The following is a 13,076-nucleotide window of genomic DNA, read 5'->3' as shown; positions in this document are numbered from 1 at the left end:
AAATGACGACAGACAACCCGCTAATTTCTATTTATATGCCCACCTGGAACCGCCAGCAGTTGGCTATCCGGGCGATTAAATCGGTGCTGCGCCAGGACTATAGTCACTGGGAAATGATCATTGTCGATGATTGCTCTGCCGAGTATGAGCAGCTGCAACAGTTTGTTGAGGCGTTAAACGATCCACGCGTGAGCTATACGCATAACGAGATGAACTCCGGCGCGTGCGCAGTACGCAATCAGGCCATCATGCAGGCCAGTGGGCAGTACATTACGGGGATTGATGATGACGATGAGTGGACGCCGAATCGCCTGAGCTCATTCCTTCAGTCTCGTCATCAACTGGTAACGCATGCTTTTCTATACGCTGATGATTATGTCTGTGAAGGTGAGGTTTATTCACAGCCAGCCAGTCTGCCGCTGTATCCAAAATCGATGTACTCACGTCGCCGATTTTATAAACGCAATATCATTGGTAATCAGGTCTTTAGCTGGGCCTGGCGTTTCAAAGCATGCCTGTTTGATACGACGTTAAAAGCCGCGCAGGATTACGACATTTTTCTGCGCATGGTCGTGGCCTACGGTAAACCCTGGAAGGTGAAAGAGGCGACGCAGATCCTGCATGTGAATCACGGCGAGATGCGTATTACCTCATCCCCACATAAGTTCTCCGGTTACTTCCAGTTCTATCGCAAACACAAAGGTAAATTTGACCGGGCGAGTAAAAAATATCAGCTGTTTACTCTTTATCAGATCCGTAACAAGCGGATGAACTGGCGCACATTGCTGACGTTGCTTTCCATCCGTAACGGCAAACGCCTGGCTGACGGTCTGCGAGGACGTTAAGTATGCTGAGTCAACATGTGAGAGCAAAGGTAATGCAATGAATATTCTGCAATTTAATGTTCGGCTTGCCGAAGGCGGGGCGGCCGGGGTCGCGCTGGATTTACACCTGCGCGCGCTGGAAAAAGGGTGGGTGTCGCGGTTTGTATACGGTTATGGCAAAGGAGGCAAGAGAAGCGCCAGTCACGGAAATTATCCGCACGTGATTAAACATGCGCCGCGTTTGACGTCGGCGGCGAATATTGCCCTGTTTCGCCTCGCAAATCGCGATCTGTTTGGCAACCTCGACAGTATGTATCGCACAATCATCCGCACCGCGGGCCCGCTGGTTCTGCATTTCCATGTGCTGCACAGTTACTGGCTGAACCTCGAAGAGGTAGTGGCGTTTTGCCAAAAGGTGAAGGCACATAAGCCCGATATCACCTTTGTGTGGACGCTGCACGATCACTGGAGTGTTACCGGACGCTGCGCCTTTACCGATGGCTGCGAAGGCTGGAAAACGGGCTGCCAGAAATGTCCAACGTTAAGCAACTATCCCCCGGTTAACGTTGATAAAGCGCATCAGCAGCTGCCCGGGAAACGTCAAATGTTTCGTACGATGCTGGCGCTTGGCTGCCAGTTTATCTCGCCCAGTCAACATGTGGCGGAAGCATTTAACAGCCTGTACGGTGCCGGGTGTTGTCACATCATCAATAACGGTATCGATGTGGCGACGGAAGCGATTCTTGCTGACTTGCCGGTTCAGCATGAGCCGCTGGGCAGACCGAAAATTGCCGTGGTGGCCCATGATTTGCGCTATGACGGCAAAACAAGCCAGCAACTGGTCCAGGCGCTTATCGCGCTCGGTGACAAAATAGAGCTGCATACCTTCGGTAAGTTTTCCCCGTTTGCCGGAGCAAACGTCATCAACCATGGGTTTGAAAGTGACAAACGAACCTTGATGGGGGCGCTAAATCAGATGGATGGGCTGGTGTTCAGTTCGCGGGTTGATAACTATCCGCTAATCTTGTGCGAAGCGCTTTCTATCGGTGTACCGGTTATCGCCACGCACAGTGAGGCGGCACAGGAAGTGCTGGCAAAATCAGGCGGCAAAACATTCAGTGAAGCGGATGTTCTGCATCTGGTACAACTGAAAAAATCAGAAATTGCACAGGCGGTATTTGACACCTCGCTGGCTACCTTTAGCCAGCAGAGCCGGACAGCATACAGCGGACAACAGATGCTGGAGGAATATGTCTCGTACTATCAGGGTCTGTAGCTATCTGGTGTTGCCGCTGCTTTATCTGCTGGTTAACGTCAAGCTTGCGCAACTGGGTGAAAGTTTCCCTGTCACCGTTGTCACTTTCTTACCACTGTTGCTACTGCTGTTTGTTGACCGTATCAATATTAAAAAGCTGTTGATTGCGTTGGGAGTGGGTGGGGGGCTGGCGGTGTTTAACTACCTGTTTGGCCAATCGCTGGATGCCAGCAAGTATGTAACATCTGCCATGTTGTTTATCTATACCGTGATCATTATTGGCATGGTGTGGAGTATTCGCTTTAAAACCATTTCGCCACATAACTATCCTAAAATTTTGCGTTTATTCTGGCTGGTGGTGGGGTTAGTGGTCGGTGTGGCTGCCATTGAAATGGCACAGATCATTCTCAGCGGTGGCAGCAGTATAATGGAAGCTATTTCGAAATATCTTATTTACAGCAATAGCTATGTGCTGAACTTTATTAAATTTGGTGGGAAGCGTACCACCGCACTCTATTTTGAGCCTGCATTTTTCGCTCTGGCGTTAATCTCAATTTGGCTCAGCATCAAACAGTTTGGTATCAAAACGCCCAAGACCGATGCTATGATTCTGGCAGGGGTGATATTGTCAGGATCGTTTTCAGGGGTGATGACATTTATTTTGTTTTACCTGCTGGAGTGGGCGTTTCAGTATCTGAATAAGGATGCGATAAAAAAGAAGTTACCCTTGGCAATTATTTCGCTGAGTGTGTTTATGGTGGGCGTGATATTTGCCTTCCCCTACATCACGACGCGTCTTGGTGATTTAGGTACTGAAGGCTCTTCATCTTATTATCGCATAGTAGGACCGTTGGTCATGGTTGGCTATTCATTACTGAATGTCGATGGTGTAGTGAGATTTGGCTCACTTTATGAATATGTTGCATCATTCGGAATCTTTAACGGTGCAGATGTAGGTAAAACGATAGACAATGGTTTGTATTTGTTAATTATCTATTTTTCGTGGTTCGCCGTAATATTATCCCTGTGGTACATGGGAAAAGTAACGAAAATGATGATGAATGCGTTTGGTGATAATCAGAATTATCGGGTGCAGCTTTATCTTTTTACACCGTTGTCGCTGTTTTTCACCGGTTCAGTATTTAGTCCGGAATATGCGTTTTTAATTGTATGTCCGTTTATTTTGCGCAAGGCGCTGAATATCGCGAGGTAATTTACATGCTGCTGAGTATTATCACCGTCGCTTTTCGCAATCTGGACGGGATCGTCAAAACCCATGCGTCACTGGCGCATCTTGCGCAGGCGAGCGATATCAACTTTGAGTGGATTGTTATCGATGGGGGGTCAACAGACGGTACTCCGGCGTTCCTGGAAAATCTCAATGGAGAGCACCAGTTACGTTTTGTCAGCGAGCCTGATAACGGTCTCTACGATGCAATGAACAAAGGTATCGCTATGGCGCGCGGGCGCTTTGCACTCTTTCTCAACTCTGGAGATATTCTGCATGCCGATTCTGCACATTTTATCCGCCAGTTAAAAACGCAGAGTGATAAAGCGATGGTGATTGGCGATGCTTTCCTGGATTTTGGTAATGGTAAAAAAATGACGCGCCGGGCTAAACCGGGTTGGTATATCTACCACAGTTTGCCAGCCAGTCATCAGGCAATATTTTTTCCGCTGACGGGGCTGCAAACCTGGCATTATGATTTGCAATATAAAATATCATCGGATTATGCGCTGGCAGCAAAATTATACAAGTCCGGGTTCGCGTTTAAAAAACTGACTGGTTTAGTGTCGGAGTTTTCCATGGGCGGCGTATCGACTACGAATAATCTGGAATTGTGTCGGGATGCCAAAAGAGTCCAACGTCAAATATTGCGTATGCCCGGTTTTTGGGCTGAATTTTCTGAATACATACGTCTGCGTACAACCGGTAAGACAAAACACTTATATGGTAAAACGTAAGGTCACACTATGCAGGATTTAAACGGCTTCGCGGTGCCGAAAGGTTTTCGCGGCGGTGGTGCAATTAAAGTGCAATTATGGTGGGCGGTACAAGCAACATTATTTCACTGGTCACCACAGGTGATGTACCGCTGGCGTGTTTTTTTATTAAGGATATTTGGCGCAAAAATAGGAAAAAACGTAGTTATTCGGCCTTCAGTAAAAATTACTTATCCGTGGAAATTAACACTGGGTGATTACGCCTGGGTAGGGGATGACGCGGTTTTATATACGCTGGGTAATATTACGATTGGGGCTCATACGGTTATTTCGCAGAAAAGCTATTTATGCACCGGAAGTCATGATTATGCCAGCCAACACTTTGATATTAGTGCCACGCCAATTGTGATTGGCGAGAAATGCTGGCTGGCGACAGATGTTTTTGTCGCGCCTGGCGTGACGATAGGCGACGGCACCGTCGTGGGTGCACGTAGCAGCGTTTTTAAATCGTTGCCGGCCAATGCCATATGTCGGGGTAACCCCGCAGTAGTTACGCGTAAACGCGTCGAGAACGTTACTCCCTGAAGGGAAATTTTAAGAGGTAATAACATGTCAAAAGTTGCTCTCATTACTGGCGTAACCGGGCAGGATGGTTCTTACCTGGCAGAGTTTCTGCTGGAAAAAGGTTATGAAGTTCATGGTATTAAGCGCCGGGCCTCGTCATTTAATACCGAACGGGTAGACCATATTTACCAGGATCCACATGCGGGTAATCCCAAATTCCATCTGCATTATGGTGATTTGACGGACTCCTCTAATCTGACCCGCATTTTGAAAGAGATTCAGCCGGATGAAGTCTATAACCTGGGCGCAATGAGCCACGTGGCGGTGTCGTTTGATTCGCCAGAATATACTGCTGATGTTGATGGGATCGGCACGCTGCGTTTGCTGGAAGCGATTCGCTTCCTGGGTCTGGAAAAGAAAACCCGTTTCTATCAGGCCTCCACCTCTGAACTGTACGGTCTGGTTCAGGAGATCCCACAGAAAGAAACGACGCCGTTCTATCCGCGATCGCCCTATGCTGTCGCCAAACTGTATGCCTACTGGATCACCGTCAATTACCGTGAATCTTATGGCATATATGCCTGTAACGGCATTCTGTTTAACCATGAATCTCCGCGTCGTGGCGAAACCTTCGTCACACGCAAAATTACCCGTGCAATTGCCAACATCGCCCAGGGGCTGGAGTCCTGTCTGTACCTCGGCAATATGGATTCGTTGCGTGACTGGGGACATGCCAAAGACTACGTCAGGATGCAGTGGATGATGCTGCAGCAGGAACAGCCGGAAGATTTCGTGATCGCCACTGGCGTGCAGTATTCCGTCCGTCAGTTTGTGGAAATGGCTGCTGCCCAACTCGGTATTAAGCTGCGCTTTGAAGGTGAGGGCGTGAATGAAAAAGGCATTGTGGTTTCGGTGACTGGGCATGATGCGCCAGGGGTGAAACCGGGGGATGTGATGATCGCCGTCGACCCGCGCTATTTCCGTCCTGCAGAGGTTGAAACGCTGTTGGGCGATCCGACAAAGGCACACGAAAAACTGGGCTGGAAACCGGAGATCACATTGCGCCAGATGGTTTCTGAAATGGTTGCTCACGATCTGGAAGCAGCGAAGAAACATTCACTGCTGAAGTCCCATGGTTACGATGTTGTTATTGCACTGGAGAGCTAATGATGATGAAGAAGAAACGTGTTTATATTGCGGGACATCGGGGAATGGTGGGCTCTGCTATTTACCGACAACTTGCACAACGTGAAGATGTCGAGTTAATCATCCGTAACCGTGAACAGCTCAATTTATTAGACACAACGGCGGTTAATGATTTTTTTACCAGTGAAAATATTGACCAGGTTTATCTTGCCGCGGCAAAAGTTGGCGGGATTATGGCTAATAATAATTATCCATCTGATTTCATTTATGAAAACATGATGATGGAAAGTAATATCCTTCATGCGGCTCATAATTCAAATGTCGGGAAGTTATTATTTTTAGGCTCATCATGTATTTATCCTAAGTTTGCGCAGCAACCAATCAAAGAGAGCGAGTTGTTGCAGGGATCACTGGAGCCGACAAATGAGCCCTATGCCATCGCTAAAATTGCAGGAATAAAACTGTGTGAGTCCTATAACCGGCAGCATCGCCGGGATTACCGTTCAGTGATGCCGACGAACCTGTATGGACCTAACGACAATTTCCATAAAGATAATTCCCATGTGATCCCTGCGCTATTGCGTCGTTTTCATGAAGCCACCCAACGGGATGACAAGTATGTTGAGGTTTGGGGTAGTGGAAAACCCATGCGTGAATTTTTGCATGTCGATGATATGGCGGCAGCAAGCATCCATGTGATGGAGTTAGACAATGAGGTTTGGCAGGAAAATACAGAGCCAATGCTTTCTCATGTCAATGTAGGCACGGGTGAAGATTGCACTATTCGTGAACTATCCGACGCCATTGCAAAAGTTGTTGGTTTTCGCGGTGATATTATTTTTGATGCTTCTAAACCTGATGGGACACCACGAAAACTGCTCGATGTCAGTTGCCTGAGAAGACTCGGTTGGCATCATGAAATAGGACTTGAACAGGGGTTGGTTAATACTTATCGCTGGTTCCTTGATAATCAGCAGCGGTATCGGGGTGAGTAATGTTTCTCAATAATGAAGACTTCGCTAATGCGGTGCGCACGACGCCGCTGATCTCTCTGGATTTTATCATTGAGAATGAGTTTGGGGAGTTTTTAGTTGGGAAAAGAACTAACAGGCCTGCTCAAGGATATTGGTTTGTGCCCGGCGGCAGAGTATTAAAAGATGAAACGCTGGAACAAGCATTTATGCGTTTAACGGAAGAAGAATTAGGTCAGCAGTTTCCCATAACACACGGTCAGTTTTTTGGTGTCTGGCAGCACTTTTATGAGGACAATTTTTCTGGTTCTTCATTTTCAACGCATTATGTGGTGCTGGGTTTTCGACTGAAGATTAATACCAGTACATCAATGTTGCCGTCAAAACAGCATGATACCTGGCGTTGGGCTAAAACAGATGAGCTGATTGCCGATGGGAATGTGCATAAGAATACGCAGGCATATTTCTACCCGGCGATGAAAGATCGGGTGCCCGGGATATGAGAATTCTGGTTTATGGCATCAATTACTCTCCCGAATTGACCGGAATTGGTAAATACACGGGAGAGATGGTGGAGTGGATGGCGAGCCAGGGGCATGAGGTTCGGGTGGTCACGGCACCCCCTTATTATCCGCAGTGGCAAGTCGGCGAACCTTATTCTTCCTGGCGCTATCGTCGGGAAGTTGGTATCACCACTGTCTGGCGCTGTCCATTATATGTACCAACTCAACCTTCAACGTTAAAGCGGTTGTTACATTTGGGCAGTTTTGCCCTGAGCAGTCTTTTTCCCCTATTGGCTCAGTATCGGTGGAAGCCTGAATACATTATCGGCGTGGTACCCACGCTATTCTGTACACCAGGGATGCGTTTGCTGGCAAAACTGTCTGGCTCTCGCACCGTGCTGCATATTCAGGATTATGAAGTTGATGCGATGTTGGGGCTGGGATTGGCGGCAACCGGAAATTCCACAATGATTGCGCGAATAGCCAAAGCATTTGAGCGTAGCAGTTTGTTGAATGTGGATAATGTTTCCACGATCTCCCGCTCTATGATGCAAAAAGCGCAGGAGAAAGGCGTTGCTGCAGAAAAACTTATCTTTTTCCCGAACTGGTCCGAAGTGGAAAGATTTAGCAAGGTGGATAGTGCTGATATAGAGCAAATTCGTCAGCAGTTTGATTTGCCAACCGATAAAAAAATTATTCTGTATTCCGGCAATATTGGTGAGAAACAAGGCGTTGAAAATATCGTTGAGGCTGCAAGCCAGACTCAGGATAAACCATGGATATACGTTATTGTGGGTCAGGGAGGGGGGAAATCCAGGATGGAACAAATGGTCAAGGAACGAGCCCTAACGAATGTTAAGTTCTATCCCTTGCAACCATACGAAATGTTGCCAGCGTTATTAAGGTTGGCAGATTGCCATTTAGTCATCCAAAGACGTGGCGCTGCAGATGCGGTTCTTCCTTCTAAGTTAACGAACATATTGGCGGTCGGGGGAAATTCCGTGATTACAGCAGAGATCCACACCGAACTGGGGCAGCTTTGCCAGAAACATCCCGGTATTGCTATCTGTATTGAGCCAGAATCAGTTGAGATGCTTGTGGCCGGAATTACAGATGCAATCACTATGCCTGAATACAATATGATTGCACGTTCCTATGCAGAGTCTGCACTTGAAAAAGATAATGTCTTAAATCAATTTATTAATCATTTGAAGGGTTGACTTATGAGTCAGAATAACATTCATCCGGTAATTATTGCAGGTGGGTCCGGTAGCCGTTTGTGGCCATTATCCAGAACATTATATCCAAAGCAGTTCTTGTGTCTGGATGGGAAAAATACAATGTTGCAATCGACAATTTGTCGCCTTGATGGATTGGATTGTTCACCACCGCTGGTAATATGTAATGAAAAGCATCGATTTATTGTTGCTGAACAATTGCAAGAAATCGATAAGCTAACGGGGAATATTATTCTTGAGCCACAAGCCAGGAATACCGCACCAGCAATCGCGCTGGCAGCAATCGCAGCATGTAACAATAATTCCGATCATAACCCGTTGTTGCTGGTCCTGGCAGCTGATCATATTATCGAAGAAAATAAATTCTTCCACGATGCAGTGACCTCAGCCATTCCGTTAGCCGAAAATGGCAAGCTGGTAACATTTGGTATCGTCCCGGATGCACCGGAAACAGGGTACGGTTATATTCGACGCGGTGAAGTCAGTAGTACCCAGATTCAAGTTGATTCTGTTGCTTTCAATGTTGATGCTTTTGTGGAAAAACCTGACCTTGAAACAGCCGAAAAATATATTTCTGCTGGTGAATATTACTGGAATAGCGGTATGTTTTTATTCCAGGCCCGACGCTATCTTGAAGAGCTTGAAAAATATCGCCCGGATATTCTACAGGCCTGCTTGTTAGCGATGGATAACGCTGAACTGGACAATGATTTTATCCGTGTCAGTCGGGACGATTTCCAGGCTTGCCCAGAGGAATCGATCGACTATGCCGTGATGGAGAAAACCACGGATGCCGTAGTCCTGCCGATGAACGTTGGCTGGAGCGATGTAGGGTCATGGTCATCACTTTGGGAAATCAGCGATCGTAACGACGAGGGCAATGTTTATCATGGCGATGTCATTGACCATAATACAGAGAACAGTTATGTCTACGCCGAGTCGGGATTGGTAGCAACCGTCGGCGTAAAAGATCTGATTGTCGTCCAAACTAAAGATGCAGTATTAATCGCAAATAAAACGGATGTACAAGATGTAAAAAAAATCGTTGCGCAAATTCAGGCGGATGGTCGCTCGGAACATCATATTCACCGTGAGGTTTTTAGACCCTGGGGAAAATATGATTCTATTGATGAAGGTGATCGTTATCAGGTTAAAAGGATAACCGTGAAACCCGGGCAGGGCTTTGCATTACGTATGCACCATCATCGCGCTGAACACTGGATTATTGTTGCGGGAACGGCAAAGGTCACGATCTGTGATGAGGTCCAATTATTAAGTGAAAATCAATCAGTGTATATTCCTCAGGGTACTATTCATTGTCTTGAAAACCCAGGAAAGGTTCCGCTGGAGATGATTGAAGTTCGTTCCGGAGTCTACCTTGAAGAAGATGATATTGTAAGATTTGGCACACATCATGAGCATATATAGAAATCTATTATTCATTTCTGTTAACTGACTCTCTGCGAACTTTTATGAAATAAAAATAACAGAGTCTGGACTTTGTTACTTATTTATTTAGGCAATCAGGCCCGGGCTAACTGTTGCCTGAAGAAGGAGATAACATGAGCCAAATAATCCGCGTTACTACTTGTGATATTTGTTACGGGTCAGTTGGTGATGTACGCCTGAACGTGCGAACGCGCACTCTCCTGGCATTGCTAAATCAGTAATGCTGGTATTTCCCTTGCCCGATAAGGGCAAGTGGTGACTAACAGGAACCACGATGACACATCTAAAAAAGCGCGAACGAGCCAAAACCAATGCGTCGTTAATATCGATGGTGCAACGCTTTTCAGATATCACCATCATGTTTGGTGGATTATGGATAGTCTGCGAACTGAGCGGTTTGCCTTTCCTGTATATGCACCTGCTGGTCGCGTTAATCACGCTGGTCGTTTTTCAGATGCTGGGCGGGATAACGGATTTTTACCGCTCCTGGCGCGGGGTAAAAATTTCAACTGAGTTGGTGCTGCTGCTGCAAAACTGGACGCTGAGTCTGATTTTTTGCGCGGGTCTGATTACCTTTAATAACGATTTTGATAACCGGTTTGCTCTATGGCTGGCATGGTATCTGCTTTCAAGTATTGGCCTGGTGCTATGCCGTGCGTTTATTCGCTACGGGGCGGGATGGTTGCGAAATCGTGGTTATAACACGCGTCGGGTAGCGGTAGCAGGGGACCTTCCTGCCGGACAGGTGCTGCTGGACAGCTTTCGCCATGAGCCGTGGTTGGGGTTTGAGGTCGCGGGTGTTTATCACGACCCCATACCGGGGAAAAACGCCCGGGATTGGGCGGGAAATCTGCAGCAACTTGTGGATGATGCCAAAGCTTCACGCATTCATAACGTCTATATCGCTATGTCGATGAGCGATGGGGCGCGGGTAAAAAAACTGGTACGCGAACTGGCTGATACTACCTGTTCAGTGCTCCTGATTCCTGATGTCTTTACCTTCAATATTCTGCACTCGCGGATTGAAGAAATGAACGGTGTTCCTGTGGTACCGCTGTATGACACACCGCTTTCAGGCATTAATCGTCTGCTGAAGCGCACGGAGGATATTGTGCTGGCATCGCTAATCCTGCTGCTTATTTCTCCTGTGCTATGCGCCATTGCGCTGGTGGTGAAGCTGACCTCAAAGGGGCCGGTAATTTTTCGTCAGACCCGTTATGGGATGGACGGGAAACCGATCAAAGTCTGGAAGTTTCGTTCCATGAAGGTAATGGAAAACGATACGGTGGTTACCCAGGCCACGCAGAACGATCCGCGAGTGACCCGCGTGGGTAACTTCCTGCGGCGGACGTCTCTGGATGAATTACCACAGTTTATAAATGTGCTGACAGGCGGGATGTCTATTGTCGGGCCGCGTCCACATGCGGTGGCGCATAACGAACAGTATCGTCAGCTGATAGAAGGGTACATGTTGCGCCATAAGGTGAAGCCAGGCATTACCGGCTGGGCGCAAATCAACGGCTGGCGTGGTGAAACCGATACGCTGGAAAAAATGGAAAAACGCGTAGAGTTTGACCTCGAATACATTCGCGAATGGAGCGTGTGGTTCGATATTAAAATCGTTTTTCTGACGGTGTTTAAAGGCTTCGTCAATAAAGCGGCATATTAATATGAGTTTACGAGAAAAAACTCTCAACGGTGCCAAATGGTCAGCCATTGCTACGGTAATCATCATCGGTCTGGGGCTCATTCAGATGACGGTGATGGCACGGATTATTGATAATCATCAGTTCGGGTTATTAACCGTGTCGCTGGTGATTATAGCGCTGGCCGATACGCTGTCTGATTTTGGCATCGCCAACTCGATTATTCAGCGCAAAGAAATAGGTTATCTTGAACTAACCACCTTGTACTGGTTAAACGTTGGGCTGGGGATAGTCGTATGTATTGCTATGTTTGCGCTCAGCGCAACCATTGCCGATGCGCTTAATAACCCTGAGCTGGTGCCACTGATTAAAACCTTAGCGCTGGCGTTTGTGGTGATCCCGCATGGGCAGCAGTTCCGTGCGCTGATGCAAAAAGAACTGGCCTTCAACAAAATTGGCATGATTGAAACCAGTTCAGTACTGGCCGGTTTTACTTTTACCGTGGTTAGCGCGCATTTTTGGCCGATCGCTATGACTGCCATTGTTGGGTATCTGGTGAATAGTACGCTACGTACACTGCTGTTTGGCTATTTTGGTCGCAAAATATATCGACCAGGGCTATGTTTTTCACTTTCATCCGTGTCGCAAAATCTGCGCTTTGGGGCGTGGCTGACGGCGGACAGCATTATCAATTATGTGAATACCAACCTTTCGACGCTGGTGCTGGCCAGAACCCTGGGTGCTGGCGTGGCAGGAGGCTTCAATCTTGCCTGGAACGTGGCAGTTGTACCGCCAATCAAACTGAATCCGATAATTACCCGAGTACTGTTTCCTGCGTTTGCCAAAATTCAGGACGATACCGAAAAACTACGGGTCAATTTTTACAAGCTGCTATCTGTTGTTGGCATTATCAATTTTCCGGCCCTACTGGGACTGATGGTGGTATCAAATAACGTCGTACCGCTGGTGTTTGGCGAAAAGTGGAACAGTATTGTTCCGGTGCTGCAACTGCTGTGCATTGTGGGTCTGCTGCGCTCAGTCGGTAATCCGATAGGCTCACTGCTGATGGCCAAAGCCCGGGTTGATATCAGCTTCAAATTCAATATTTTCAAAACCTTTTTGTTTATCCCCGCCATCCTGGTTGGCGGAAATATGGCGGGTGTGATTGGCGTCACGCTGGGTTTTTTACTGGTACAGGTCATAAACACCATCCTGAGCTATTTCGTGATGATCAAACCGGTACTGGGACCGAGCTATCGGCAGTACATGCTCAGCCTGTGGCTACCGTTCTATCTCTCTTTACCCACGCTGGTGGTGAGCTATGCGCTGGGAATGACATTGCAAAATAAATTGCCGTTAAGTGCGTTGCTGAGCCTACAGATAACCGCTGGCGCGCTGGTGTTTGTCGTGATGATTGTGCTGTCGCGTCATCCGCTGGTGGTGGAAATCAAACGCCAGTTCTGCCGTGGTGAAAAAATGAAAGCCTTGTTCCGCGCAGGGTGAATTGCGTTTGTTGTCGTCCGGAGACGGGAAAAC

The 13,076-nt window shown here is 47.4% G+C and carries 12 protein-coding genes; all 12 read left to right on the top strand.

From position 1 onward, the window contains the following. The first annotated feature begins 2 nt into the window (after positions 1–2). The 12 genes from wcaA to G8S19_RS14040 all read left to right on the top strand — a co-directional run bounded on the left by wcaA (position 3) and on the right by G8S19_RS14040 (position 13,043). Positions 3–845, top strand: a complete 843-nt coding sequence (wcaA, locus tag G8S19_RS14095) for a colanic acid biosynthesis glycosyltransferase WcaA (RefSeq protein ID WP_005128312.1) — start codon at positions 3–5, stop codon at positions 843–845. Between the two features lie 37 nt (positions 846–882). Further along, positions 883–2,100 (top strand): colanic acid biosynthesis glycosyltransferase WcaC, encoded by a 1,218-nt coding sequence (gene wcaC / locus G8S19_RS14090; protein ID WP_048212042.1) that lies wholly within the window; start codon positions 883–885, stop codon positions 2,098–2,100. Continuing rightward, the gene (gene wcaD, locus G8S19_RS14085; RefSeq protein WP_061067675.1) at positions 2,075–3,292 is read left to right on the top strand and encodes a colanic acid polymerase WcaD; all 1,218 of its coding nucleotides are present in this window, start codon (positions 2,075–2,077) and stop codon (positions 3,290–3,292) included. Before wcaC ends, wcaD begins: the two co-directional genes overlap by 26 nt. Positions 3,293–3,297: 5 nt before the next feature. Further along, positions 3,298–4,044 (top strand): colanic acid biosynthesis glycosyltransferase WcaE, encoded by a 747-nt coding sequence (wcaE, locus tag G8S19_RS14080; RefSeq protein WP_253685418.1) that lies wholly within the window; start codon positions 3,298–3,300, stop codon positions 4,042–4,044. Positions 4,045–4,053: 9 nt separating this feature from the next. Next, positions 4,054–4,608: a colanic acid biosynthesis acetyltransferase WcaF gene (gene wcaF / locus G8S19_RS14075; RefSeq protein WP_061067676.1), complete on the top strand. Its 555-nt coding sequence runs from the start codon at positions 4,054–4,056 to the stop codon at positions 4,606–4,608. 24 nt (positions 4,609–4,632) lie between these two features. Continuing rightward, positions 4,633–5,754, top strand: coding sequence for a GDP-mannose 4,6-dehydratase (gmd, locus tag G8S19_RS14070; RefSeq protein ID WP_124021615.1), 1,122 nt, complete (start codon positions 4,633–4,635; stop codon positions 5,752–5,754). Positions 5,755–5,759: 5 nt separating this feature from the next. Continuing rightward, the gene (locus tag G8S19_RS14065) at positions 5,760–6,728 is read left to right on the top strand and encodes a GDP-L-fucose synthase (protein ID WP_253686638.1); all 969 of its coding nucleotides are present in this window, start codon (positions 5,760–5,762) and stop codon (positions 6,726–6,728) included. Continuing rightward, the gene (locus tag G8S19_RS14060) at positions 6,728–7,207 is read left to right on the top strand and encodes a GDP-mannose mannosyl hydrolase (protein WP_124021616.1); all 480 of its coding nucleotides are present in this window, start codon (positions 6,728–6,730) and stop codon (positions 7,205–7,207) included. The genes G8S19_RS14065 and G8S19_RS14060 overlap by 1 nt, the downstream gene beginning before the upstream one ends. After that, complete coding sequence (locus G8S19_RS14055; protein ID WP_253685416.1) at positions 7,204–8,427, top strand: WcaI family glycosyltransferase; 1,224 nt, start codon at positions 7,204–7,206, stop codon at positions 8,425–8,427. The genes G8S19_RS14060 and G8S19_RS14055 overlap by 4 nt, the downstream gene beginning before the upstream one ends. Positions 8,428–8,430: 3 nt before the next feature. Continuing rightward, positions 8,431–9,873, top strand: a complete 1,443-nt coding sequence (cpsB, locus tag G8S19_RS14050) for a mannose-1-phosphate guanyltransferase (protein ID WP_124021618.1) — start codon at positions 8,431–8,433, stop codon at positions 9,871–9,873. Between the two features lie 295 nt (positions 9,874–10,168). After that, positions 10,169–11,563, top strand: coding sequence for an undecaprenyl-phosphate glucose phosphotransferase (gene wcaJ, locus G8S19_RS14045; protein ID WP_253685414.1), 1,395 nt, complete (start codon positions 10,169–10,171; stop codon positions 11,561–11,563). Position 11,564: 1 nt separating this feature from the next. Further along, positions 11,565–13,043 (top strand): MOP flippase family protein, encoded by a 1,479-nt coding sequence (locus tag G8S19_RS14040; protein WP_253685412.1) that lies wholly within the window; start codon positions 11,565–11,567, stop codon positions 13,041–13,043. Positions 13,044–13,076: the final 33 nt, after the last annotated feature.

The organism is Citrobacter sp. SX206 (assembly GCF_024181025.1).
Taxonomy (GTDB): Bacteria; Pseudomonadota; Gammaproteobacteria; order Enterobacterales; family Enterobacteriaceae; genus Citrobacter; species Citrobacter youngae.
The sequence above is the reverse complement of the archived record's forward strand: the minus strand, read 5'-3'. Positions and strand labels throughout refer to the sequence as shown.